The following is a 24,316-nucleotide window of genomic DNA, read 5'->3' as shown; positions in this document are numbered from 1 at the left end:
CGTGCCTCAAACTTTATCGGTATTTGTATTGATATTGGTCGGTAAGGCAAAGGAGAACGTCGCTCCCTCGCCAGGCGCCGATCGCGCCCAAACGCGCCCCCCGTGGCGCTCGACGATCCGCCGCACATTCGCCAGGCCGATGCCCGTGCCCTGGAAGTCCTCCATGCGGTGCAGCCGCTGGAAAACGCCAAACAGCTTGTGCGCGTAATCCATATTGAAGCCGACGCCATTGTCGGCGACATGGAACACGATTTCCCCGGGCAGCTGCTCGCTGGTGACGCGTATGACGGCCGGATCGCTCTGCGCGGTGAACTTGACGGCGTTGGAAAGCAGATTGTACAACGCCAGCTGCAGGAACGACGGATCGGCGACGATCACCGGCAGCGGCGAGACCTGCCAATCGATGCGGCGCGCCAGCGTATCCGGGGCCAGCTTCTCGATGCAACCGCGTACCAGATCGTCCATGCGCACGCGCACCGGCCGCAAGGCGGCCCTGCCCATCTGCGAAAAACTGAGCAGATCGTCCACCAGCTTGCCCGCCAGCCGCGCGGATTCCTTGATGTTGACCAGGAAGCGCTGGCGCCGTTCCGGATTGTCGCTGCCGGCCGTCTCCATCAACAGGTCGGAGAAGCCGACGATGTGGCGCAGCGGCGCGCGCAGATCGTGCGACACCGAATATGAGAACGCCTCCAGTTCCTTGTTGGCCCGGCCCAGTTCCTCGGCCAGATCGGCCATCTGCTCGGCGCGTTCGAGCGCGATACCCAGCAGCGCGGTGCGGAATTCGAGCGCCAGTTCGAGCTCGCCCTCGTGCCAGGGCGCGGAGGTGCCGTGGATCGCCTCGCGCCAGCTGGTGAAGCTGGTGCGCGGCGACAGCATGCCGGGTGACTTTTCCATCTTTTCCGGACGGCCGGCCCAGTCGATCGAGTACACCACCTCGGGACGGAACCACAGCAGATAGTGCTGGTGGATGCGCGAGATCTGCATCGCCATCAGGCCGCTGGCGGAGGCGGTGTAGGCCGCGGCCTCCGGATAGACGGTGCCCAGGCGGTCGCTGTGGAACAAGTCCTCGTGCACGTTGGCGCTGAGCCAGTCCACCAGGCCGCGTATCTGGTCGTCGTCCGGCGTGTGGCCGTAGCTGATCAACCGGTCGTCGACCACGATGGCGACGCCACCGGCGCGCGCGAAGCGCAGCAGCTCGGGCAGCACGCTGCGCAGGTTTTCGATAAAGTCCGCGCCCTGCGTCAACCCGCCCAGCAGGTTGACCATCACGCGCCGCACCTCCAGCCGGAACTGCATCTGGTCCGCGTCCGCGCGGTTGCGGATGCGCAGCGCCAGGATTTGCCCCAGCTGCTCGCACACGCTGCGCTGGTGGAAGCTGAGATGGCGCGCCTCCGTGTGGTGGCAGGAGATCAGGCCCCACAGCTTGTCCTTGACGATCAGCGACACCGACATCGACGCCATCGTGCCCATGTTGCGCATGTATTGCAGGTGGATCGGCGAGACGCTGCGCAGCGAGGCGAACGACAGGTCGTTGGGTTTGCCGGTCAGCGGGTTCTCGGGCGGCACCAGCCGCGCGGGCAGGTAGTCGGCGTCCTGGATCAGGCGGATGCGGTTGGCCAGATACAGCTCGCGCGCCTGGCGCGGAATGTCGCTGGCGGGGAAACGCTGTCCAAGATAGCCGTCGTATCCTTCGCCGAGACATTCGGCCAGCACGTTGCCGTGGCCTTCCTCGTCGAAGCAGTAGACCAGCACCCGGCCGAAACCGGTCAGCGCGCGGATCTCGCTGGCGGCCAGCTGGCACAGTTCGACGATGGTGTCGGCGTCGCTGATCTTGTTGAGGAAATCCCCGACCAGTGGATACAGCTGCTGGATGCCGGCTTCGATGGTGCCGCGCGCGCGCTCGAATTCGAGCATCAGCAAATGGTCGTAAGCGTGGGCCAGCACGTCGAACGGTTCGCCTTCCAGGCCGACCGTGGCGATATAGGCCGGCCGCTCGCGCAACTGGCCGCCGCGCAGGTTATGCTCGAGCGCCTGCGCGCTGCGGGCGCCGATGACGTCCGCCAGCGGGCGGCCGAGCGCCTTCTCGGGGGGGATGCCGGTGAAATCGGCGAGATTGTCGCTGACCTGCAACACCTCGAGTTGTGGCGACAGCGCCAGCAAAAAGCCATGCGGCTGAATGCTGCCTGGGGTGCGTATCGGCTCGCTGTCACATGTCGTTAAGTCGGTGTCGGTGCTGGCCTGTGGCATGATGGCTGCGGGCGAACCCGGTGTTAACAAAGCCACATCATATCAATTTTTCGGCGGCCCCGACGCACGATGCGCCGCCGATAACGGGTCAACCCATGGTCAACGGCGAGTTCCTGCTAACCCAGTTGCAGCTCCCAGTACCCCATGTCGATCCAGCGGTCGAACTTGCGGCCCACCTGCTTGAAATGGGCGACTTTCTCAAAGCCGAGACGCTCGTGCAAGGCCACGCTGGCGGGATTGGGCTGCGCGATGCCGCCGATGGCCATGTGGATTTCGCGCGCGCGCAGTTCCTCCAGCAGGGTTTTGTACAGCGCCGAGCCGATGCCCTTGCCGCCCTGCCCCGGCGCCACGTACACGCTGGTCTCCGCCGAATAGCGGTAGGCGCTGCGCACGCGCCATTTGGTCGCATACGCATAACCGACCACGCGGCCCCCGGATTCGTACACCAGCCAGGGCAAGGCCACGGTCACGTCGCGGATGCGGCCGGCCATTTCGTCCGGCGTGACCGGGCGCTCTTCAAAACTGATCACCGTGGTGGCGACATAATGGTTGTAGATATCGACGATGGCGGAAGCATCGTCCGGTGTCGCGGGTCTGATCATCGGTCGGTCAATACGGGTTGTAAAAATCGTCGAAAAGAGGAATGATGGCGAGCGACAGCACCGCCAGGGCCAGCGGGACGATGGCGATGAAGCCCAATAATTTGAAGCCGAACGCGCCAAGCAGGCCGCCAAGCAGGAAGGCGCCCAGCAGGGAACATAGCAAGGATAAACGGTCGCGGTCCGCCACGACCTTGTCCGGCGCCGCGCCATCCGCGCCACCCTGCCCCACGTTCCAGTAAAACAGCTTGCCCAGTTCGATGCCGATATCGGTCACCAGCCCGGTGACGTGGGTGGTGCGGATTTCGGCGCGCGACACCTTGGTGATGATGGCGTTCTGAAGTCCCATCACAAAACACAGCAGGGCCACGATGGCGGTGAGATGGCCGTGCTCCGCCAGTCTGCTGCCCATCAGGCCAAACACCAGCAGCAGCGCCGCCTCCAGCATCAGCGGCAGCGCGTAGCGGCTATGCGCGCCACGGCGGCGGCCCCAGTTGATCAGGATCGCGGAGGTGGCCGCGCCCAGGAAGAAGGAGAACAGCGATATCGTCCCCGCCGCCAGCAGCGCCACGTCGCCCAGCACGGCGTTGTCGGCCAGCGCCGAGACGATGCCCGACATGTGGGAAGTGTATTGTCCCACAGCGAAAAAACCGCCGGCGTTGACCCCGCCGGCCACGAAGGCCAGCGCGCGGCCAAGGCGGCGGTTGCTGATATCGGTGCGGTGCGGGCTGGTCAAGGCCCGCAGGTAGTGCATGGGCATGGCGGCCTCGCTTGCGGTCTACCGTCGATTGTAATCGATCTGATGCTCCGATCAGAAGTCGTGATTGCCGGGGTAATCCGAATAGAAGTCGTTATCCCATTTGAAATGGGTGGTGGAGACGGTGATGGTGATATCCAGCGCCTCGACAAAATGCCACCAGCCGACCGGCAGGAACAGGATCTCTCCCGGCTCCAGCACGCAGTCGATCACCGGCACGTTCGCCATCATGGGGAAGCGCTGGATATCGATGGCCCGCCCGTCGACCGGTGTGAAGCAGTGCCGCTGGTTGTACAGATGGGGAATATCCCAAGGCGCGATCAGCCGAACGCGCTTGCGGCCCGCGATCTGCAGCATGAAGTTGTTGGTCAGGTCGTGATGAAACGGCGTGAGCGTGCCGGCCGGCCCGAACCAGAAAAAGCCGCGCCGCTCGTCGTTCAGATACTCGGCCAACGGCGGCAGATCGTCCATCAGCTCCCGCAGCGCCTCGCGATTGCTCTCATCGTTATTGGCGGTCATGTAGAAATCGTTGGTGCGGCCGCTGGTGCGCACCAGTTCCACGTACTCGCCAAAGGGCATGCGGCGCCTGTGCGCCCGGCTGTTCAATTCGTAATTCGGATCGGCGTCGCGGCCGAACTGCACTTCGACTTCGCGCTCGCCCAGATGCCCGCTCAAATAATCAAGCGTCCACTTGGTGCGCGCGACGCAGTCGTCCAGCATGCCGGTGATGATCACAGGCTGGTTGCGGCGGTAGTGCTCTTCGAGGAAGACATCGCCGGACAGGCGCTCGCGGCGCGGCACCTGCGCCGGCGCCAGCCGGTTCAAGCGCGACTGGATTCCGAGCACCCAGTCGCGCTTGGCCAGTCGGTTGTGCAAACGCGACGCCCCCTTGAGGTAGGGGCTGCGCAGCGCGGCATCGACCTCCGCCAGCGCATCCTGCTCGCTGATGCCGGACTGGATCAGAACACCGACCAGGCCTTCCGGCCGGCCGCCCAGCATCAGGTTCTCGGCGATCCAGGTGCGCCATGCGTCGTTGACGGCTACGGGGGTAACGGTGGCATGGCGCATCATCGTTTAACGTCCTATCCAGACGGCGTTGGTCAGGGCGCCGTTGGCGTCGCCGTCCAATTCCCAGGAGAAGGCGCCGCGCAGGTTTTGATCGCGCACGTACTGCATCTTGGTCGCGATCACGGTGGGGTCGTCGTAGCTCCACCACTCACCGCCGCCGGTGTAGAGGTACAGCTGTTTCGTCACGGGATGATACCAGCGCGACCCGGTTTTGTTAATCAACACCTTGTAGTCGTCGATGCCGGCCTCGTAGGCGCCGGTCGCGGCGCCGCTTGCGCTTTGATACAGACCATTACCGTTCGGTCCGGCTGCCACGCCTTTCCAACCGCGTCCGTAGAACGGCACGCCGAGCAGGATCTTATTGCGCGGCATACCGGCGGCCACCAGCGCGGTGATCGCATCGTGGCTGTTGTACTTGGCCAGATTGCCGGTCGATGGATCGGCCGGATCGTGGTACAGCGGCGCGTGGAAGTTGGTGGTCGATTCCCATCCGCCATGGAAGTCATAGGTCATCAGATTGACCCAGTCCATGTACTGGCCGTACAGCGCCGGTTCGGTCTGCGCGATCTTCTCGCCGCCCGCGCCGATGGCCGCCGTCAGCGCATAGCGCTTGCCGTCGACGGCGCCCTGGGCGTCGAGCTGCGCGCGGAATTCCGCCATCAGCAAGGTGAAGTTGCGCTTGTCGTTGACCGTGTCGACGGTGTTGTAGGTCTGGCCGCCGCCGCCCGGGTATTCCCAGTCGATGTCGATACCGTCGAACACCCCCTTGGCCGCGCCCGCGCCGCCGCGTCCATCCTGGATCGGCAGGTCGCCGGCGATGAACATCTTCACGCAGGACTTGGCCAGCTGCTTGCGCAGCGCGTCGGTCTTGGCGGCCGCCGAGAAGTTCTTCGACCAGCTCCAGCCGCCCAGCGAGATGAAGACCTTCAGGTTCGGATGCGCGGCCTTGAGCAGCTTCAGTTGCAGGAAATTGCCACTCAACGGCGCATCCCATGGCACGGCCTGGCCGTTGACGGTGCGCGCCGGCGAGCGCTGATAGTCGGCATAGGCGTCGCCGCCGGTCCCGGCGTCCGGCGAGCCGGGATTCGATCCGCCGGTTTCGGCCTTGGTCACCATGTCGCATTCGTAACCGCCGTTCTTGGCGTAGGTGTTGGCGAAGGCGTAGTTGATGAAGGTGAGCTGGTCGGCCACGCTGGTCTGCACGCCGTTGACCGGCGTTTTGGTGGTGTGGATGTCGGCCACTTCGTAATTGCGGCCGTAGACGCCCCACTGCGCGAAATAGGAACCGATTTCGCGGCCGCCCGGGATGGGCGTGGGTGTGGGCGTCGGGGTGGGCGTCGGGGTGGGCGTTGGAGTAGGTGTCGGAGTGGGCGTCGGCGTGGGAGTGGGTGTCGGCGTGGGAGTGGCGGTCTGCAAGGCCCAGGGTCCCCACTCCTCCGTGCCGGGGACGTTATTTTGCGTCCACCACTTGGCCTTGTAGACGGCGCCGTTGTAAGTCACGCACATGTCGACCGTGTAGATCGCCGTGGACGACCAGGCCGGACAACTATCGGCCGCCGCCGCGGCCGTTTGCACCGCCGCCAGCAACTTGTTCGATGTATCGGAAGCGGGGGTGTCGCCGCCCCCGCCGCAAGCCGCCAGCATGCCGGCGATCAGGCCCATCACGGCCGCATTCCCCTTCACTGCATGTTCCATCATCTCTCCTTCGGGTGGGTGATCTATGCTTTTCTTGTTTTTTCAGGATGGAACTGAAAGAATTGGTAGTCAAGTGGTTTCATTAATTGCATCCACTCTAATACCAGTTACGCATAGAGAACAGTCTTAGGAGAAATGAACCATAGCAATCAGGCCACGGATAGTGAGCACACACTAACGATGGCGCCGTGCTCCTCTATTCGGGAATGAACCTGGCAATTCGGTACCCGCAAATAAACATTTTGTTAATCAGCGAGTACCAATTGGGCATGATAAAAAAGTGGTACTGAAGCGGGTATAAATATAAACCGCGCTAATTCGCGAGTTGCATAACCGCGCGCGCAATACCGTCATGAATTTCCAGAACGCGTGGCGCGTTTTTACCGAAACTCATTTTGTAGCAAACCTGCCCATCCTTCCAGGCGGTCGGCAATACCATCAGCAATTGGAAAGCGCTTGGATCTTCATCCCTGCATGGAAAGATCGTCGGCGTGCCGGCAAGCACGATGGCCTGCATCGGCTGCTCGCCGTCGATTTCCACGTGATGGCCGCGCACCGAGATGGCCTTGCTCGCGCCGGAAAAATCATCCAGCTGAACGTGGCCGACCACGCTGTCGTTGCGCCCATCGACGACCAGATTCAGCCGCAGGGTCGGCCCGCCATCGACGGCGCTGTTGACTTCATAAACGGCGGTAAATAATTGACTCATGATGTTTCTCCAGGTGGACGCAAGTGCATGGCTGCACTGTATCGACCAACCGGGAACACCACCTTCCGTATACCTTCCGATTTCCAAGCCGCTGTTTTTAAAGTACTTTTATAAAGCCTAACCGAAGCTCAGACGCTGTCAGCGCTGCGGCAATCGCCAGTCCGGACGAACATAATGGCAAGTGTAGCCGTTCGGGATACGCTCCAGGTAATCCTGATGCTCCGGTTCCGCCTCCCAGAACGGGCCGGCCGGCGCCAGCTCCGTCACCACCTTGCCGGGCCACAAGCCGGACGCGTTGACGTCCGCGATGGTGTCCTCTGCCGTCGCTTTTTGTTGATCGTCGACATAGAAAATAGCCGAGCGATAACTCATACCCACATCGTTGCCCTGGCGGTTGGCGGTGCTGGGATCGTGAATCTGGAAAAAGAACTCCAGGATTTTGCGATAGCTGATGACCGACGGATCAAAATTAATCTCGATCGCCTCGGCATGCGTGCCGTGATTGCGATAAGTCGCGTTGGGCACATCGCCGCCGCTATAACCCACGCGCGTGCTTTCGACGCCCGGCATTTTGCGTATCAAATCCTGCATGCCCCAAAAACAACCACCGGCCAGAATAGCTTTCTCAATCGTCATCATCATTCCTTTTCGATATTGGATCTGAACCCGAGTTGGTGACGCCTATGCAATTATTCAAGAAATAGAGGGAATTATTCGCACAGAAATGTTAAATACCTTGCCTTTGCATACTGGTTTGCCTTTATAATTTAGTTCAGGAAGGCAATTCTTTTCCTGACCGCCGTGCCCAGATTGACCGCACGCGCAACCAAACCCGGCCTGGCCCCAGCCGAAAGACGCAACGCTTCAGTTGCCCACTTTTTCGATCGATATCATGGACCAGTCCACTTCCACCAAACGTATACTCATCATAGACGACAACACCCAGGCCGCCGATGTCGCGGCCGAGTTGCTCGCCCTGTACGGCTACCAAACCGCCGTCGCCTATAGCGGCCCCCAGGGATTACAGAGCGCGAAGGACTTCGCGCCCGACGTCATCCTGCTGGACCTGGGCATGCCGGGCATGGACGGCTTCCAGGTCGCCGCCGCCTTGCGCGCCCAGCCGGAATTTTGCAACCTCGCGCTGGTCGCCTTCACGGCCTGGGGCGACAAGGGCACGCGGCAGCGCACGCACGGTGCCGGCTTCGACCAGCACATCACCAAACCGGCCGGCATGGAAGAAATCCTGCGCGCCATCGGCAGCGCGTGCGACCTGCGCGCCAGCTTCGCGCGCAAGATGGCGTAACCGCCGCAAGGCGCGGTTCCGGCATGCCCGCCGGTGCGCGCAAGGCCATTGCTTTTGTGATACTGTCTTCTTAACGACAGGAGGCCATATGATGATAGAACGACGTTCCCGACCCGACCGCGCCAAGGCCATCGCCGTCCACGCCGGCATTGCCATGCTCGAGACCGACGGCCGCGAAGCCGCCGCCCTTTTCCTCGAAGACGCCGGCGTCCCGCTCCCGGTCATCGCCCGCGTGCTCAACGAGCCCGACAAGCGCCGCGCCGCCGACAACCTATAAGCCAGGACCGTCGACCGACGAATCAGCCTGCTGGCCGACGAATAAATCCAAACCACGTAAGGCGGATTAGCGCAGCGTAATCCGCCATGCACGCGCCGCCAACGCCCCACGCCCGATCACACGATCAACGATCACTTATCCCCCACCAACTGCACCGCATCGATGACCTTGTAGTCATGCTGCAGATTGTTAGCGTAAGTCACCTTCACGCCCTTCGCCTTGTAAGCGGTCTTGGTAAAAGTCTTCACGAACCAAGTGCGGTTGCCGCGCTCGTCTTTCTTCACATCGCTGACACCTTCCCACACGGTGTTCCACTTGCCGTCGGTATCCTGCAGCTCCACCTTGTTGATCGCCTCCACGCCCTGCCCGCTCGGCAACACGAAGCGCACCTCGGTCGCGTTGACCGGTGTCGCGAAGGTGGCCTCCAGCCAATCGAAACCCTGATCGATATGGTTGTTGGTCCACGTGTTGCCATCGCTAGGACCGACCGCATTCTTGGCCAGATTCGAATCGGCCGCCGTCTTGCCTTCCTGATCGCCGAAGACGGAACTGGCCTTGGCCTCCGTCGCCCACTGCGCGCGCGGATCGTTGATATATTTATCCTCCATCACGCCGTAGGCCAGCAACGCCTGTTTCTTGGCCATCTCGCGCTGTTCATCGGTCTGCTCGGCGGCCGGTATCTTGCCGGCGGCGGCGGGATCGGGGGCGGTGACGGGAACGGGCGCGGCGACGACCGGCGCCTCCTCGACCTTCTCATGCTTTTTGCAGGCCGCGAGCACTGCGGCCACGATCACCGCGCCTATGATGGCATTGCGTTTCATCCGGTATTCTCCCTAGTGAGTTAAGTTATCAAAATGATCTTACATTATTTGGGAGGTTGGGAGCGCACTTAACACTAGCTGCTTGCAGCATCGCAGCTATCGGCGATAGCCATGTTTATGCCATACTGAAAAAATCGCGTCTTGGGATACGGCCATGATCCCGCCGTTCAACGCATCTTTGGTCTTGCCGCTGGATTGCGATTTTTTAGGTAGCCTCCATTCGTCTACACGCTCAGCCGACTCAAACATACTGTAGAAACCCTAAGTGCCAGTACCTATTTGACGCGATACAGCGCACACAGCTTGTTTCCATCCGGATCGCGAACATAGGCCAAGTGCATCGCCCCCAAGCTTCCATCACGCAGGCCCGGCGGCCCCTCGCACGACTTGCCGCCATGCGCGACCGCCACGTCGTGAAATTCCCGCACCTGCTCGGGAGAGTTGCATTTGAAGCCGATCGTGCCGCCGTTCGCGCAACTCGCCGCCTCGCCATTGATCGGCTGCGTCACGCAGAAGCTGTTTCCTTCATGCCGGTAAAAAAGTCGCTCGTGGCCGGAAGCGGCCGTGTTGCGGAACGGCTCCCCCGCGCCCAGCACGCCGAGCACGGCGTCGTAAAACCGCTTCGAGCGTTCGATATCATTCGAACCGATCATCACATGACTGAACATTTGCTGTTCCTTTAGCTTATTGGAATAATGTGGCGCCGCGCCCGGTCAGTGTAACGCGACCGATTCCGAGAAATCAATCGCCCCAGGTGTATGCTCTGGCCATGGACTCCCTGATCGCCGCCTCCGCGCGGGCCCTCGCCGCCGGTGATGCCCTCGGCGCCCTCAAGCATGTCGCCTTGCGCGACGACCCGCCGGCGCTGGCGTTGCGCGGCATCGCCATGGCCCAACTCGGAGAACACCCGCGCGCGCGCGAACTGCTCAAGCGCGCGGCGCGTGGCTTTGGCCCGCACGAGCAACTGGAGCGGGCCCGCTGTGTGGTCGCCGAGGCCGAAGTGGCGCTGGCCGTGCGCGATTTCAGCGGCACGCCGCGCGCGCTGACGGCCGCGCTGTCCACGCTGGAAGCCCACGTCGATCACGCCAACGCCATGCAGGCGCGGCTCATCGCCGTGCGCAAGCTGTTGCTGCTGGGCCGGCTCAACGAGGCGCAAGCGCAACTGTCCCATCTGGACGGCCGCGCGCTGCCGCCGGCACTGGCGGCCGTCGCCGAACTGGCGTCGGCGGAACTGGGTTTGCGTTCGCTGAACGTCGCGCCCGCGCGCGCCGCTTTGGCCCGTGCGCACGCGGCGGCAGAACGCGCCCGCCTGCCCGCACTGGTGGCCGAAGTGGAGGAAGCGCACGGCGCGCTGGTGCATCCGGCGGCGCGGCGCCTGTCCGCCGGCCATACGCGCGCGCTGCGGCTGGACGAAGTAGCCGACCTGCTCGACTCCGGGGCGCTGGTGGTCGACGCGTGCCGCCATGGCATCGGCACCGGCACGCAATGGCAGTCGCTGGCCCGCCGTCCGGTGCTGTTCGCGCTGGCACGCGCGCTGGCCGAGGCCTGGCCCGGCGCCGTCGACCGCGAGGCGCTGATCGACAGCGCCTTCAACACCCGCCAACCGGACGAGACCCACCGCGCCCGCCTGCGGGTCGAGATCGGCCGCCTGCGCGCGTTGATCGCGCCGCTGGCGCGGATCGAAGCGACGGCGAGGGGATTCGTGCTGCGTCCGCTGGACGGGCGCGAAGTGGCACTGCTGGCGCCCCCCATCGACGGCGAGCAAGGCGCGCTGCTCGCGCTGCTGTCCGACGGCGCCGCCTGGTCCACCTCGGCCCTGGCGTTGGCCCTGAATGCCAGCCAGCGCACCGTGCAGCGCGCGCTGGCCGATCTGGCGGCCGCAGGCCGGGCGCGCTCCGTCGGCCGCGCCCGCACCCAACGCTGGCTGGCGCCGCCGCTGGCCGGATACACGACAATCTTGTTACTCCCCGCCTCGCCGCCGATGGCATAAAGTGCTCTTGCGGCGCCGATCCACGGCGCATCGACAGGAGACGACAATGACCAGCAAAACCAGCAAGCCCGCCGAGCCGGCGCTGCGCCCGGCCGAGATCGTGCGCGAATACGGCCCCTTCCCCGACACCGACAACGTGGCCGGCGTCACCCACGACGGCAAGCGCGTCTGGGCCGCCACCGGCAAGCGCCTGATCGCCTTCGACCCGGCCAGCGGCGCCCCGACCGACTCGCTGCCTTGCCCCTGTGACGCCGGCACCGCCTTCGACGGCACCCACCTGTACCAGATCGCCGAGCGGCGCATCGACAAGATCGATCCCGCCAGCGGCAAGGTGGTGGCATCGATCCCCGCGCCCGGAGACGGCAAGGACTCCGGCATGGCGTGGGCCGAGGGCAGCCTGTGGGTCGGCCAATACCGCGACCGCAAGATTCACCGGATCGACCCGGCCACCGGCAAGATCCTGCGCACGATCGAATCGAAGCGCTTCGTCACCGGCGTGACCTGGGTCGACGGCCAGCTGTGGCACGGTACCTGGGAAGGCGACGAGAGCGAACTGGTACACATCGATCCGGCCAGCGGCGCCGTGCTCGAGCGGCTGGGCATGCCGCCCGGCACCGGCGTCAGCGGGCTCGAATCCGATGGCGGCGACCTGTTTTACGCTGGCGGCGGCGCCAGCGGCAAGGTGCGCGCCGTGCGCCGTCCGCTATCGCCACGCTAAGCAACTTCCAGGGAGCAGATCATGAACACCCAACATCATCCCGTCGCATCGGCGGAACAATGGCTGGCACAACGCAAGGCGCTGCTGGCGCGCGAAAAGGAATTGACGCACTTGAAGGACCAGGTCGCCCGCGAACGCCGCGCGCTGCCGTGGGTGCGCATCGACAAGCACTACGTGTTCGACACGCCATCCGGCCCGCGCACCTTGGCGGAACTCTTCGACGGCCGCCGCCAACTGGTGGTGCAACACTTCATGTTCACGCCGGGCGCCGAACAAGGCTGCAAGAGCTGCTCGTACATGGCCGACCACACGGACGGCGCGCTGGCGCATCTGGCGCAGCGCGACACCACGGTGGTGGCGGTCTCGCGCGCGCCGCTGGCCGATCTGGAGCGCATGCGCAAGCGGATGGGCTGGCAATTCCAGTGGGTGTCGTCGGGCGAGAGCGAGTTCAACTACGACTTCCATGTCAGCTTCACGCCGGAGAAGATGGCCGGCGGCGCGGTCTACTACAACTATGTCGAGCAGCCGTTCCAGCATCCGGACGCGCCGGGCGTGAGCGTGTTCTACAAGGACGACACGGGACAGGTCTACCTGACCTACTCGACCTACGGACGCGGCGTGGAGGTGATGATGCATACCTATAACTTCCTCGACTTGACACCGCTCGGGCGCAACGAAAACGGGCTGCCGTATCCGATGGAATGGGTGCGCCACCACGACCGTTACGAGACGGCGCCGGAGGCCGCACCGGCACCGGCGGCTTCGTGCTGCTCGGCGGGCGCCTGAGCCGGAGACGAGATCATGTCCAACTGGCTTCCATGGCTGGCGATCGCCGGGGTCGGGGCCCTGCACGGACTAAACCCTGCGACTGGCTGGGTGTTCGCCGTCGCGCGCGGCGTGCGGGCGCGCGACAGCGGACAGGCGCTGCGCGCGCTGGTCCCGATCGCGGTCGGACATGCGGCGTCGGTGACGCTGGCGGCGGCGGCGGTGGCGTCGGGGCTGGTGATGGATCGCGCCATGCTGTGGTGGCTGGCGGCCGGGCTGTTCGCCGGCATCATTGTGCATCAACTGTGGCGCCTCGTGCGGCGGCATCGACGCACGCCGGGCAGCCCGGTCACACTTGCGCTATGGTCGCTGATGATATCGACGGCGCATGGTTCGGGGCTGATGCTGGTGCCGGCGCTGATCCCGCTGTGCCTGTCCGACACGCCGGCGCGGGAGATCACCGCCAGCGGCTCCATGGTCATGGCGCTGGCCGCCGTCGGCGTCCACACCGCCGCCATGCTCGCGGTCACTGGCGCGATCGCCGTGATAGCCTGTCGCGGCGTCAATCCCATGTGGCGGGTTCGATGGACGCAATAACAAATCACCGGCCCCGACGCAGAACGCTCGTTGCTGTCAACTTAAGTTTCAATCCTCACGCCAGGCTTGCGCAAGGGTCCGATGGAACACTCCGTTAAGCTGCGGCAATACCTCAGTCCGCTGGACGCGTTCGGGGCTGACAATCTCCAGCCGGGCCAATTCCGCCTCGATGAAGGCATCTATACTTGGGACCGGCCTATCGAGCCCCATTTCCGGAGCCGCACGCTTTTTTGCCAGCAAAGCATCGATGTCAGCGAGCAAAGTGTGTTCGCCTTCGATTAGGTGTAGCAACTTACCGAACTCGATAGGCGCGGCACACCCGTAGCGTTCCAGCCAGCGCACCGACAACAATGGGCGCAGCACGTAGAAATATTTCTTGAGCGGCACCATATCCGCCCTCAGGTACCCGCGATAATTGGTTTTGGCCATGCTGCGATAGTGATATATACCGCTCTCGCAGGAATACACTTCCGGCAGCAACTTGCGCGCATCTTCGGCGAAATTTCCTTGCTCGGTGTAAATGATTGGCGATTGTATCCATTCCACAAACGCGGGATTCGATTTCCAAAATAAGCGCAACGCCTTACGCAGATCCCAGCCGTTGATGTCGATATCATCCACTATCGGATACTCAATGACATCGCGCTGCTCTTCCAGGCCCACCGACACATACCAATCTTTGGGATGGACATAAATAAACCGGGCATCGTAATCGCTGTTGGGCGACTCAAAGCCCCACGCGCGACTACCCGACTCGACGGCCAACAAAACACGCACACCATGCTCGGCTTCGGCATCGCGTATCCGTCGCAGAATGTCGGCCCTAACTTCAGTAGGAATCATGAAATAACCTATAAATTTAGCATCGTTCGACTTTTACCTTGAGGAGTGGCGGCTGAAGTCTGCCAACATGACACCGGCCCACCATACAGCAAAAAATGGAACGTACAACCTTCGCCATAGCGATCGGATATGGCCGTGTCCAAATGCTTGCCCACCATGCTGCCCAAAGAACAAATGCACGCCCACGCCGGGTGCAACAACAAAAAACCCGCTTCTCCTAGCGAGGAAGCGGGTTTTTCGACTTCTTGATACTTTTTACTGCTGTGTTCTGGTGCCGCTTGCCGGAATCGAACTGGCGACCTTTTCATTACGAATGAACTGCTCTACCAACTGAGCTAAAGCGGCGAAGTCGCACATTCTAACAAATATTTCTTACTGCACGCTAGCCCTAAACCAATAAATTTTAGCCATGCTGCAAAAATGACATTGCTTTGTGCGCGAAACAGGCTAGAAACGGCCTAATCAGCCCTGATGGTAGCCCGTCACCACCGCCACCTCATCGCGCGATCCCAGGAACACCGGCACGCGCTGGTGCAGCTTGTGCGGCTGGATCTCCATGATGCGCTGGGTGCCATCGGTGGCCGAGCCGCCCGCCTGCTCGACGATGAACGCCATCGGATTCGCCTCGTACATCAAGCGCAGCTTGCCCGGCATCGACGTGTCGCGCGTATCGGCCGGGTACATGAAGATGCCGCCACGGTTCAGGATGCGGTGCACGTCGGCGACCATCGAGGCCACCCAGCGCATGTTGAAGTTGGTGCCGCGTGGGCCGGTCTCGCCTTCCAGCAGCTCGTCGACGTAACGCTTGACCGGCGCGTGCCAGTGGCGCGCGTTCGACATGTTGATGGCGAATTCCTTGGTCTTGGCCGGGATCTTCATGTCGCGCTGCGTCAGCACCCACGAACCCATTTCGCGGTCCAGCGTGAAGCAGTTGACGCCGTTGCCGGTGGTGAGCACCAGCATGGTCTGCGGGCCGTACACGGCGTAGCCGGCGGCGACCTGCTTGGTGCCCGGCTGCATGAACGCTTCCTCGGTCGGCTCGCCCATGCCTTCCGGCGCCTTCAGCACCGAGAAGATGGTGCCGATCGAGACGTTGACGTCGATGTTCGACGAGCCGTCCAGCGGGTCGAACGTCAGCATGTATTCGCCCTTCGGATAGCGGTTCGGGATCGGGTGGATGGTTTCCATCTCTTCCGACGCCATCGCCGCCAGGTGGCCGCCCCATTCATTCGCTTCGAGCAGGATCTCGTTGGAGATGATGTCGAGCTTTTTCTGCACTTCGCCCTGGACGTTTTCGGTGTCGGCGGTGCCGAGCACTTCGCCCAGCGCGCCCTTGCCCACGGCGTGGCTGATGGTCTTGCACGCGCGCGCGACCACTTCGATCAGCAGACGCAGTTCGGCCGGGATCGTGTTGTTCTGGCGCTGTTCTTCGACCAGATATTGAGTGAGGCTGATGCGTTTCATGGTTTCCCTTGTGGTGAAATATAAATCGTTTAAATCGTTTGTTAGTTCGCGAGCGCCTTGGTCACCACTTCAAGCACGTCGTTCGAGAGCTTGGCGCGGGCCGCGACCTTCTCCAGCGCGCGCTTCATCTTGGCCTGCAGCGCCGGGGCGTATCGGCGCCAGCGGTCCATGCCGCGCGCCAGCCGCGCGGCGACCTGCGGGTTGATGGCGTCGAGCTTGATCACGTGCTCGGCCCAGAATTCGTAGGCGCTGCCGTCGGCGGCGTGGAACTGCGATGGATTGCCGCTGGTGAAATTGAAGATCAGGCTGCGCGCGCGGTTCGGGTTCTTCAGCGTGAAGGCCGGGTGCTGCATCAATTTGCGCACGCCGGCGACGTTGGTGGTCGGCGCGGACGCCTGCATGGCGAACCATTTGTCGACGACCAGCGCTTCGCTTTCGAAGTCCTCGTAGAAGTTCTTCAGATACGGGCCGGCTTCGGCGCCGCTGTGGATCATCGCCACCAGAGCGGCGGAGCGGTCGGTCATGTTGCCGGCCTTTTCGAACTGCTGCTGCGCGAGCTTGAGCTCCGCCATGTCCGGCGCCACCATCAGGTACGACAGGCACAGGTTCTTCAAGGCCCGCTTGCCGGCCGACAGCGCGTCCGGGCTGTAGTCGCCCGGCGTCTGGTTGGCGTGGTACTGCGCCAGCAGCTCGGTCTTGAGCGCGGCGCCGATGGTGCGGCGCATGAACTGGCGCGCGGTGTGGATCGCCTGCGGGTCGACCACGTCCATCTGCTCGGCGATGATGGTTTCCGACGGCAGGATCAAGGCCAGCTCCCGGAAGGCCGGATCGAGCGTGTCGTCGGTCAGCAAGGTGCGCTGGGCGGTGATGAAGGTGGCGTCCAGTTTCAGGTTGGCGTCGCTGCCGCCGGCCGCCGCCACTTGCGCGGTCAGCTTGAGCAGGCGCGCCATCGCCAGGCGCTGGCCCGCTTCCCAGCGGTTGACAGGGTCGCTGTCATGGCTGAACAGGTGCAGCAGCTCGGCATCGGTGTAGTCGTATTCCAGCACCACCGGCGCCGAGAAGTCGCGCAGGATCGACGGCGTCGGACGTTCGTCAACATTGCGGAAGCGGAAAATCTGCTCCTGCTCGGTCAACTCCAGCACCACCGTGGTGGCGCCCTTGGCGTGCTTGCCGCCTTCCAAGGTCAAAGGCAGGTCCTTGCCGTTCGCCGACAGCAGGCCGACCGCGACCGGAATGTGGAACGGCAGCTTGTCCGGCTGCCCGGCCGACGGCGCGCAGCGCTGGCTGAGGATGATGTCGAAGTTGCGCTTGACGGCGTCGTAGCGCGTGCGCGCGGTGACCACCGGCGTGCCGGCCTGGCTGTACCAGCGCTCGAACTGGCGCAGGTCGCGGCCGTTGGCGTCGGCCATGGCGGCGCGGAAGTCGTCGCATTCGACGGCCTGGCCGTCGTGCCGCTTGAAGTACAGGTCCATGCCCTTGCGGAAGCCTTCGCGGCCCACCAGGGTTTGATACATGCGCACCACTTCGGCGCCCTTTTCGTACACGGTCACCGTGTAGAAGTTGTTGATCTCGACGAAGGAGTCCGGACGCACCGGGTGCGCCATCGGGCCGGCGTCCTCGGGGAACTGCGCCTGGCGCAGCGTGCGCACCTGGTCGATGCGGGTGACGGCGCGGCCGCTGTCGGTGCCGATCATGTCGGCGCTGAACTCCTGGTCGCGGAACACGGTCAGGCCTTCCTTCAGCGACAGCTGGAACCAGTCGCGGCACGTGACCCGGTTGCCGGTCCAGTTGTGGAAGTACTCGTGGCCCACCACCGCCTCGATGCCGGCGTAATCGACGTCGGTCGCCACGCGCGGATTGGCCAGCACGAACTTGGTGTTGAAGATGTTGAGGCCCTTGTTCTCCATCGCGCCCATGTTGAAGTCGCCGACGGCGACGATCATGAAGCGGTCCAGGTCCAGCTCCAGGCCGAAACGTTCCTCGTCCCAGCGGATCGAGTTTTTCAGCGACTGCATCGCGTAGTCGGTTTTGTCGAGGTTGCCCTCCTCCACCCACACCTGCAGCAGCACTTCGCGGCCGGAGTTGAGCGTGTACTTCTCCTCCTGGCACACCAGGCGCGCGGCGACCAGCGCGAACAGGTAGGACGGCTTCTTGAAAGGATCTTCCCATTTGGCGTAATGGCGGCCGTCGCCCAGGTCGCCCTCTTCGATGAGGTTACCGTTCGACAGCAGCACCGGGTAGGCGGCCTTGTCGGCGCGCAGCATGACGGTGTACTTGGCCATCACGTCCGGACGGTCCGGGAAATAGGTGATGCGGCGGAAGCCCTCGGCCTCGCACTGAGTGAAGAAGTTGCCGTTCGAAACGTACAAGCCCGACAGCGTGGTGTTTTGCACCGGCGCGCACAGCGTTTCGATCTCCAGCACCACCTTGGCCGGGGCCTTCTTGATCGTCAGGGTCGAACCGTCGAGCTTGTATTCGGTCGGCGCCAGCGGTTTGCCGTTCATGCGCAGCTGCACCAGTTCGATCTCCTCGCCGTGCAAAACGATGTCCTCGCTCTGGCTGGCCGGGTTGTGCCGCATGGTGATGCGGTTGGCCACCACGGTGCGGTCGGGATCGAGATCGAATCCCAGTTCAACCGTATCGACCAGGAAAGCCGGAGGGGTGTAATCTTTGCGATATATCGTCGTGGGGCTGCTATCTGTGCGCATGGGGGCTCTGGGTGGACGTAGGCAAAAGCCTATTTTACCAATACCAGCGCCGGCGGACGTGTGAATCGCCCGCGACGGACATGGTCGGAGCCGGGTTCGCCAAATAAGTTGCACTAAATAAGTTGCTTGTTTCCACGTTGCCGTAACAATCTGTAATAATCGTGCAACGTCCGGGCGCGCGTCATAAACTTAGCACTGGAACATACCGTCTTACCTGAGAGGGCTACACCATGAAATATCTCGCCATTCTGGCGACTGCCGCCGTCATGCTGTTAACCGGCTGCGCCACCACCATCCGCAGCGACGTCACCGCCTTCAACGACTGGCCGGCCGACCTGCCCGACAAAACCTATGCCTTCGAAGCGCCGCAAGGGGCCGACGACACGCTGGAATACCGCAGCTACCAAGTTCTGGTGAGCAATGAGTTGGGCAAGCTGGGCTTCCGCCAAGCCGCCGAGGGCCAACAGCCGAAATTGCTGGTAGGAATGAAATATGTGACCATCGACCATCCGGTGCGCGTGCTGGAAGCCGACGATCCGTTCATGGGCCCGTACTGGGGTCCCGGCTACGGCCGTTACGGCTGGGGCTATTCGCGCTGGGGCTATCGCCCGTATTTCTACGATCCGTTCCGCTTCAGCCCGATGCGGATCGAAGAACGCATCAAGCACCAGTACCAGCGCCAGTTGCGCGTCACCATCAACACCACGACCGGCAGCAAGCTGTATGACGTGACGGTGCAAAACACCAGCCTGATCCAGGCCACGCCGTATGTGATGCCGGCCCTGGTGCAAAGCGCGTTCACCGGCTTCCCCGGCCAGAGCGGCGTGCCGCGCCGGGTCGACTTGAAGATCGATCCGGACACGCAAACGGTCCAGGCGCCGGCGGCGGTGGCCGGACAGGCCGCGCCGGCCCGCTAAAACCCGGCGCGGGTGAACCCGGCGACTGCGACCGAGTTTTAAGTTTTCCCCATAACCAAAAAGCCCCTGTGTGCCGAAGCACACAGGGGCTTTTTTCAACCACGGCCAAATTACTTGGTGACGATTTTGGCGGCTTCTTTCAGGTCGCCGACTTTCTCTTGTACTTTACCTTCGGCTTGCTTGCCCAAGCCTTTGGCTTCTTGCTCTGGCGAGTCGATCAGATCGCCGACTTCTTCCTGAATCTTGCCGCCGATGTTTTTCAGCTTACCTTCGATTTGGTCTTTGTTCATGATGTTGCTCCTGATTGGTGCAAACCGGAATGGCTTGGCTTGAGAGACAGAATAACCAGGCAACGCTAACTCATCTGTACGCTTGCGTACCTAACTTGCATCCTCGATTTTTTTACTCAACAAGACGCCGTGCCTTGTGTACGCTGATGTACACTGCGAGCGTGCCACTGGCCCAGCCCCCGCGAGACCGCACAACCTTCTACCGCGAAATCCGTCCTCGGCCTTTGGAGCTCTATGGAAACACACGATCACACCGCGCTGACAGCGGCGAGCACCGACGCCTCGCGTCGGCAAGCCTACCTGTCGATATTCGAAAACAGCCCCGACTGCGTCAAGATCATCGGCGTCGATGGCAGCCTGCTGGCGATGAACGTCAACGGCCAATGCGCGATGGAGATCGATGATTTTGGCGCCGTGTGCGGCGAGATGTGGCCCAGCCTGTGGCCCGAAGCGAGCCGCCAACAAGTCCACGACGCCCTGTCCAACGCCCGCACCGGCAGCATCGGCCACTTCGAGGCGTTCTGCCCCACCGCCAAAGGCACGCCCAGGTGGTGGGACGTGGTGGTCAGCCCGCTGCTCGGCAGTGACGGCTCGCTGCAAGGCCTGCTGTCGATCTCGCGCGACATCACCCGGCGCCGCGAGGCGGACGAGCGCGAGCGCAAGCTGATGAACCAGCAGGCCGCCGACCACGACCGCATGTGGCGCCTGTCCACCGACTTGATGCTGGTGGCCGATTTCAACTCGGAGATCGTCTCCGTCAATCCGGCCTGGACCACGATCCTCGACTACGAAGCGCCGGCCATCGTCGGCCGCAACTTCATGACCCTGGTGCATCCGGACGACCAGGCCGCCACGTCGAACGAGGTGGGCCGGCTGGCCAGCGGCCTGACCACGCTGCGCTTTGAAAACCGCTACCGCCACGCGGACGGTTCGTGGCGCGACATCTCCTGGACGGCGGTGCCGGACGTCGACCTGATCCACGCCGTCGGGCGCGACATCACCGACGAAAAACGCGCCGCCGAAGCGCTGCGGGAGACCGAATCGGCGCTGCTGCAGGCGCAGAAGCTCGAATCGATCGGCAAGTTGACCGGCGGCGTCGCCCACGACTTCAACAACGTACTGCAAATCATCTCCGGCAATCTGCAACTGCTGCAATTGTCGGCCGGCGCCAACGAGGCGACCATGAAGCGGCTGACGACGGCGTCGATCGCGGTCGAACGGGGCGCGCGGCTGGCCTCGCAATTGCTGTCGTTCGCCCGCCGCCACCCGCTCAAACCGGTGGTGGCCGACCTGCGCGAGCTGCTGGGTGCGATGGACGACCTGTTGCAACGGGCGATAGGCGAATCGGTCGCGGTCGAACTGGCGGTCGACAACGGTCTGTGGCACACGCTGATCGACCCCAACCAGCTGGAAAACGTGCTGCTCAACCTGGCCATCAACGCCCGCGACGCCATGGATGGCCAGGGCAAGCTGACGATAGAGCTGCGCAACGCCGAGCTGGACGCCGCCTATTGCGCCGGCCATCCGGAGGTGTGCGCCGGCCAGTACGTCATGCTGGCCGTGTCCGACACCGGCTGCGGCATCCCGTCCGACCTCGCCGACAAGATCTTCGAGCCCTTCTTCACCACCAAGCGCGAGGGCGAAGGCACGGGCCTGGGACTGAGCATGGCCTACGGCTTCATCAAGCAAAGCGGCGGCCACATCAAGGTCTACAGCGAAGTCGGCCACGGCACCACGTTCAAGCTGTATTTGCCGCGTTCGATGGGCGAGTTGGAGAGCCTGCCGGCGGCGCTCAACGGTCCTGTAGTGGGCGGCAACGAAACCGTGCTGGTGGTCGAGGACGACCTGCAGGTGCAGGAGACGGTGGTGGAGATCCTCAAGGGCCTCGGCTACACGGTGCTCAAGGCGGCCGACGGCCAAAGCGCGCTATCGATCATCGACAGCGGCTTGCCGATCGATCTGTTGTTCACCGACGTGGTCATGCCGGGCGAGTTGCGCAGCCCGGAGCTGGCGCGCCGGGCAAAGGCCATCCTGCCGGGGCTGGAGATTCTGTTCACGTCCGGGTACACGCAGAACGCCATCGTGCATGGCGGCCGGCTCGACGCCGGGGTGGAGTTGCTGAGCAAGCCCTACCGGCGCGAGGATCTGGCGCGCAAGATCAGGTTCATGTTCGCCAACCGCCAGCACGTCGAGGCGCTGCACCGGGAAAGGTCGAGCCTGAAGGCGGCGCCGGCACAGCCGGGCGGCGGACGCCGCCGCAGTATCCTGCTGGTCGAGGACAACGAGGACGCGCGCATGCTGACGGCGGAGCTGCTGGAGTCGCTCGGGCATATGGTCGACGCGGTGGGGTCGGCCGAGGAGGCCTTGCAGCGCATGGGGCGGGGGGATATCGAGGTGCTGCTGACCGATATCAGCCTGCCGCGCATGTCGGGCATCGATCTGGCGGCGCAGGCGCGCGCCGAACAGCCCGGGCTCGATATCGTCTTTGTCAGCGGGCATGATAAAGACAATGCGGGACTGTCGGACGCGTCGGCCAAGTTTTTGTTGAAGCCGTTCAATTTCGCGCAGTTGGAGAGCGCGCTGGGCTGACGCCCAGCGCTTTTTAAACGTCCGAATGCCGCTTCAAATACATCGGCATCAGCCACCACGCGACGGCGATCAACGCCGCCATGATGCCGGCCATGATCATGCCGACGGTGCCCCCGAACACCTCCGAGATCACCAGATCCGTCCCCAGCACCAGCGCGATCGCCAGCGCGAACGACCCGGCCACGATCTGCTTCGTCGCCACCCGCTTGAAGCGCGCCCTGTCCTTCAATGGCCGCATCAACCGATGCTGGATCGCCGGCGCGCTCAGCAGCACCAGACTGGTCAGCGCCAGGAAAAACGTCGCAAGGAACAGCAGCTTCTCCGTATGGTCGATATGCGCGAAACCGGCGTTGAACGGCAGGATGATCAGGAAGGCCGACAACATCTGCGCGCCAGGCAGCAGGATGCGCATCTCGCTGAGCATGTCGGAGAAATCGCCGTCATCTTCCTCCTCCTCGTCGCGCCGCTGCCGGCCCTTGACCTGGTCCTCCTCGAAAATACTGCCGCTCATGGCAGTATGATCGTCGAGCCGGTTGTCTTGCGCGCTTCGAGGTCGATGTGCGCTTGGGCGACGTCGGCCAGGTTATAGCGCTGGCGCACGTCGATCTTGACCGCGCCGCTATTGACGACGCCGAACAGCGACTTGGCCGCCGCCTCCAGATCCCCGCGCGTGGCCATGTACGCCCCCAGCGACGGCCGCGTGACAAACAACGACCCACGGTTGTTCAACTCGCTCAGCGCCATCGGCGGCACCGGTCCGGACGCGTTGCCGAAGCTGACCATGGTGCCGAGCGGCGCCAGGCAATCGAGCGAAGCGGTAAAGGTATCCTTGCCGATCGAGTCGTACACCGCGCACACGCCCTTGCCGCCGGTGATCTCGCGCACCCGCTCGGTGAAGTTCTCGCGGTTGTAGTTGATCACGTGGTCGGCGCCGTTCTCGCTCGCCAGCGCCGCCTTCTCGTCCGAGCCGACGGTGCCGATCAAGGTCACGCCCAGCACCTTGGCCCACTGGCAGGCGATCAGGCCGACACCGCCGGCCGCCGCGTGGAACAGGATCGTGTCGCCCGCCTTCAGATGCACGGTGCGATGCAGCAGGTACTGCACCGTCAACCCTTGCAGCATCATGGCGGCGGCGATATCGAAGCCGATCTTCTCCGGCAGCACCAGCAGCTGCGACGCCGGCATGTTACGCGCCTCGGCGTAGGCGCCGTTCGGCCGCCCGGCATAGGCCACGCGGTCGCCGACCTTCACTTCGGTCACGCCCTCGCCGACCGCCTCGACGGTGCCGGCGCCCTCCATGCCCAGGCCGCCCGGCAGCGGCTGCGGATACAGGCCGGTGCGGAAATAGACGTCGATGAAATTCAGGCCGATGGCGCCGTGGCGCACTTGCGCCTCGCCGGGGCCGGGCGGCCCTAGGTCCACGTCCACCAGCTCCATCACTTCCGGACCGCCCACGCGGTTGATACGAATTGCCTTGGTCATCACTGCCTCCGTTACTCAATATTCACAGTGTAGCGCGCCTCGGACGGTTGCGCCGCGCAGCTTCTCTTTACCGCGTCAGGCCGCCGCCGCGCGCGACCGCAACTGCGACAGCACCAAATGCGCCGACGACACGTTCGTCGCGCACGGCGTGTTGTGCACGTCGCACGCCCGCACCAGGGCGTTGATGTCAGGCTCGTGCGGCTGCGGCGTCATCGGGTCGCGCAGGAAGATCACGCAATCGATCCCGCCCTCCACCAGCATCGAGCCAATCTGCAAATCCCCACCGAACGGCCCCGAATGCTTACGGTCCACCTCCAGCCCCAGCTCGTCGATCAGGCGCCCGCCGGTGGTGCCGGTGGCAATCAGGGTGCAAGTCGACAGGAAGGCGCGGTACTCGCCCGCCAGCAAAATCATGTCATCTTTTTTCTTGTCGTGGGCGATCAGGGCGATGCGGGTTTTCATAACGTTATCCATGTA

24 protein-coding genes and 1 tRNA gene are annotated in these 24,316 nt (G+C 63.4%); 8 read left to right on the top strand and 17 right to left on the bottom strand.

The window, feature by feature from the left end:
- Window positions 1–6: 6 nt before the first annotated feature.
- From MRBLMU1_RS16075 to msrA, 7 genes are all read right to left on the bottom strand, one after another.
- Window positions 7–2,247 (bottom strand): ATP-binding protein, encoded by a 2,241-nt coding sequence (locus tag MRBLMU1_RS16075; protein WP_363503091.1) that lies wholly within the window; start codon window positions 2,245–2,247, stop codon window positions 7–9.
- A 116-nt stretch (window positions 2,248–2,363) separates the two neighbouring features.
- Window positions 2,364–2,849: an arsinothricin resistance N-acetyltransferase ArsN1 family B gene (locus MRBLMU1_RS16070; RefSeq protein WP_363503089.1), complete on the bottom strand. Its 486-nt coding sequence runs from the start codon at window positions 2,847–2,849 to the stop codon at window positions 2,364–2,366.
- A gap of 7 nt (window positions 2,850–2,856) precedes the next feature.
- Window positions 2,857–3,606 (bottom strand): YoaK family protein, encoded by a 750-nt coding sequence (locus MRBLMU1_RS16065; RefSeq protein WP_363503087.1) that lies wholly within the window; start codon window positions 3,604–3,606, stop codon window positions 2,857–2,859.
- Window positions 3,607–3,657: 51 nt separating this feature from the next.
- Window positions 3,658–4,674, bottom strand: coding sequence for a cupin-like domain-containing protein (locus tag MRBLMU1_RS16060; RefSeq protein ID WP_363503084.1), 1,017 nt, complete (start codon window positions 4,672–4,674; stop codon window positions 3,658–3,660).
- A gap of 3 nt (window positions 4,675–4,677) precedes the next feature.
- The gene (locus MRBLMU1_RS16055) at window positions 4,678–6,369 is read right to left on the bottom strand and encodes a glycosyl hydrolase family 18 protein (protein WP_363503082.1); all 1,692 of its coding nucleotides are present in this window, start codon (window positions 6,367–6,369) and stop codon (window positions 4,678–4,680) included.
- Window positions 6,370–6,679: 310 nt separating this feature from the next.
- Window positions 6,680–7,075 (bottom strand): DUF1842 domain-containing protein, encoded by a 396-nt coding sequence (locus MRBLMU1_RS16050; protein ID WP_363503080.1) that lies wholly within the window; start codon window positions 7,073–7,075, stop codon window positions 6,680–6,682.
- A 138-nt stretch (window positions 7,076–7,213) separates the two neighbouring features.
- On the bottom strand, window positions 7,214–7,717 hold the full coding sequence (msrA, locus tag MRBLMU1_RS16045; protein WP_363503077.1) for a peptide-methionine (S)-S-oxide reductase MsrA: 504 nt from the start codon (window positions 7,715–7,717) through the stop codon (window positions 7,214–7,216).
- Between the two features lie 250 nt (window positions 7,718–7,967).
- Here msrA and MRBLMU1_RS16040 point away from each other — a divergent pair, with 250 nt between their 5' ends.
- On the top strand, window positions 7,968–8,378 hold the full coding sequence (locus tag MRBLMU1_RS16040) for a response regulator (protein WP_363503075.1): 411 nt from the start codon (window positions 7,968–7,970) through the stop codon (window positions 8,376–8,378).
- Between the two features lie 88 nt (window positions 8,379–8,466).
- Entirely contained in the window at window positions 8,467–8,655 is a 189-nt protein-coding gene (locus MRBLMU1_RS16035) for a hypothetical protein (protein WP_315214140.1), read from the top strand.
- Between the two features lie 131 nt (window positions 8,656–8,786).
- On the opposite strand, the gene MRBLMU1_RS16030 is transcribed toward MRBLMU1_RS16035, so the two are convergent.
- Both MRBLMU1_RS16030 and MRBLMU1_RS16025 read right to left on the bottom strand, forming a co-directional pair.
- On the bottom strand, window positions 8,787–9,476 hold the full coding sequence (locus MRBLMU1_RS16030; RefSeq protein WP_363503073.1) for a hypothetical protein: 690 nt from the start codon (window positions 9,474–9,476) through the stop codon (window positions 8,787–8,789).
- 275 nt (window positions 9,477–9,751) lie between these two features.
- The gene (locus MRBLMU1_RS16025) at window positions 9,752–10,144 is read right to left on the bottom strand and encodes a VOC family protein (protein WP_363503071.1); all 393 of its coding nucleotides are present in this window, start codon (window positions 10,142–10,144) and stop codon (window positions 9,752–9,754) included.
- 101 nt (window positions 10,145–10,245) lie between these two features.
- Here MRBLMU1_RS16025 and MRBLMU1_RS16020 point away from each other — a divergent pair, with 101 nt between their 5' ends.
- From MRBLMU1_RS16020 to MRBLMU1_RS16005, 4 genes are read left to right on the top strand one after another with little or no spacing between them, the layout of a single operon-like run.
- Window positions 10,246–11,466 carry a helix-turn-helix domain-containing protein gene (locus tag MRBLMU1_RS16020; RefSeq protein WP_363503069.1) on the top strand — a complete coding sequence of 407 codons (1,221 nt, stop codon included), beginning with the start codon at window positions 10,246–10,248 and terminating at the stop codon, window positions 11,464–11,466.
- A 46-nt stretch (window positions 11,467–11,512) separates the two neighbouring features.
- Complete coding sequence (locus tag MRBLMU1_RS16015) at window positions 11,513–12,184, top strand: DUF5074 domain-containing protein (protein WP_363503067.1); 672 nt, start codon at window positions 11,513–11,515, stop codon at window positions 12,182–12,184.
- Between the two features lie 21 nt (window positions 12,185–12,205).
- Window positions 12,206–12,970: a DUF899 domain-containing protein gene (locus tag MRBLMU1_RS16010; RefSeq protein WP_363503065.1), complete on the top strand. Its 765-nt coding sequence runs from the start codon at window positions 12,206–12,208 to the stop codon at window positions 12,968–12,970.
- A 15-nt stretch (window positions 12,971–12,985) separates the two neighbouring features.
- The gene (locus MRBLMU1_RS16005; RefSeq protein WP_363503063.1) at window positions 12,986–13,546 is read left to right on the top strand and encodes a hypothetical protein; all 561 of its coding nucleotides are present in this window, start codon (window positions 12,986–12,988) and stop codon (window positions 13,544–13,546) included.
- Window positions 13,547–13,594: 48 nt separating this feature from the next.
- On the opposite strand, the gene MRBLMU1_RS16000 is transcribed toward MRBLMU1_RS16005, so the two are convergent.
- The 4 genes from MRBLMU1_RS16000 to pepN form a co-directional block, all read right to left on the bottom strand.
- Window positions 13,595–14,389, bottom strand: coding sequence for a nucleotidyltransferase domain-containing protein (locus MRBLMU1_RS16000; protein WP_363503061.1), 795 nt, complete (start codon window positions 14,387–14,389; stop codon window positions 13,595–13,597).
- Window positions 14,390–14,658: 269 nt separating this feature from the next.
- Window positions 14,659–14,734, bottom strand: a tRNA-Thr gene (locus MRBLMU1_RS15995).
- A gap of 117 nt (window positions 14,735–14,851) precedes the next feature.
- Window positions 14,852–15,853 carry a class 1 fructose-bisphosphatase gene (locus MRBLMU1_RS15990; protein WP_363503059.1) on the bottom strand — a complete coding sequence of 334 codons (1,002 nt, stop codon included), beginning with the start codon at window positions 15,851–15,853 and terminating at the stop codon, window positions 14,852–14,854.
- Between the two features lie 41 nt (window positions 15,854–15,894).
- Window positions 15,895–18,561 (bottom strand): aminopeptidase N, encoded by a 2,667-nt coding sequence (gene pepN, locus MRBLMU1_RS15985; RefSeq protein WP_363503057.1) that lies wholly within the window; start codon window positions 18,559–18,561, stop codon window positions 15,895–15,897.
- Window positions 18,562–18,791: 230 nt separating this feature from the next.
- Here pepN and MRBLMU1_RS15980 point away from each other — a divergent pair, with 230 nt between their 5' ends.
- The gene (locus MRBLMU1_RS15980; protein WP_363503054.1) at window positions 18,792–19,478 is read left to right on the top strand and encodes a DUF4136 domain-containing protein; all 687 of its coding nucleotides are present in this window, start codon (window positions 18,792–18,794) and stop codon (window positions 19,476–19,478) included.
- A gap of 110 nt (window positions 19,479–19,588) precedes the next feature.
- Here the strand turns inward: MRBLMU1_RS15980 and MRBLMU1_RS15975 are convergent, their stop codons facing one another.
- A complete protein-coding gene (locus MRBLMU1_RS15975) occupies window positions 19,589–19,768 on the bottom strand; it encodes a CsbD family protein (protein WP_363503052.1) in 180 nt (59 codons plus the stop codon).
- 234 nt (window positions 19,769–20,002) lie between these two features.
- On the opposite strand from MRBLMU1_RS15975, the gene MRBLMU1_RS15970 reads away from it, so the two are divergent.
- Window positions 20,003–22,357, top strand: a complete 2,355-nt coding sequence (locus tag MRBLMU1_RS15970) for a hybrid sensor histidine kinase/response regulator (protein ID WP_363503050.1) — start codon at window positions 20,003–20,005, stop codon at window positions 22,355–22,357.
- Between the two features lie 13 nt (window positions 22,358–22,370).
- On the opposite strand, the gene MRBLMU1_RS15965 is transcribed toward MRBLMU1_RS15970, so the two are convergent.
- The 3 genes from MRBLMU1_RS15965 to MRBLMU1_RS15955 form a co-directional block, all read right to left on the bottom strand.
- Complete coding sequence (locus tag MRBLMU1_RS15965; protein ID WP_363503048.1) at window positions 22,371–22,868, bottom strand: DUF6328 family protein; 498 nt, start codon at window positions 22,866–22,868, stop codon at window positions 22,371–22,373.
- Entirely contained in the window at window positions 22,865–23,839 is a 975-nt protein-coding gene (locus MRBLMU1_RS15960; RefSeq protein ID WP_363503046.1) for a quinone oxidoreductase family protein, read from the bottom strand. Before MRBLMU1_RS15960 ends, MRBLMU1_RS15965 begins: the two co-directional genes overlap by 4 nt.
- 75 nt (window positions 23,840–23,914) lie before the next feature.
- On the bottom strand, window positions 23,915–24,301 hold the full coding sequence (locus MRBLMU1_RS15955) for a methylglyoxal synthase (RefSeq protein WP_363503044.1): 387 nt from the start codon (window positions 24,299–24,301) through the stop codon (window positions 23,915–23,917).
- Window positions 24,302–24,316 lie beyond the last annotated feature (15 nt).

The organism is Burkholderia sp. LMU1-1-1.1 (assembly GCF_040675865.1).
Lineage (GTDB): Bacteria > Pseudomonadota > Gammaproteobacteria > Burkholderiales > Burkholderiaceae_D > Rugamonas.
Note: the sequence above shows the minus strand (reverse complement) of the source record. Positions and strands in the feature narration are given on the sequence as shown.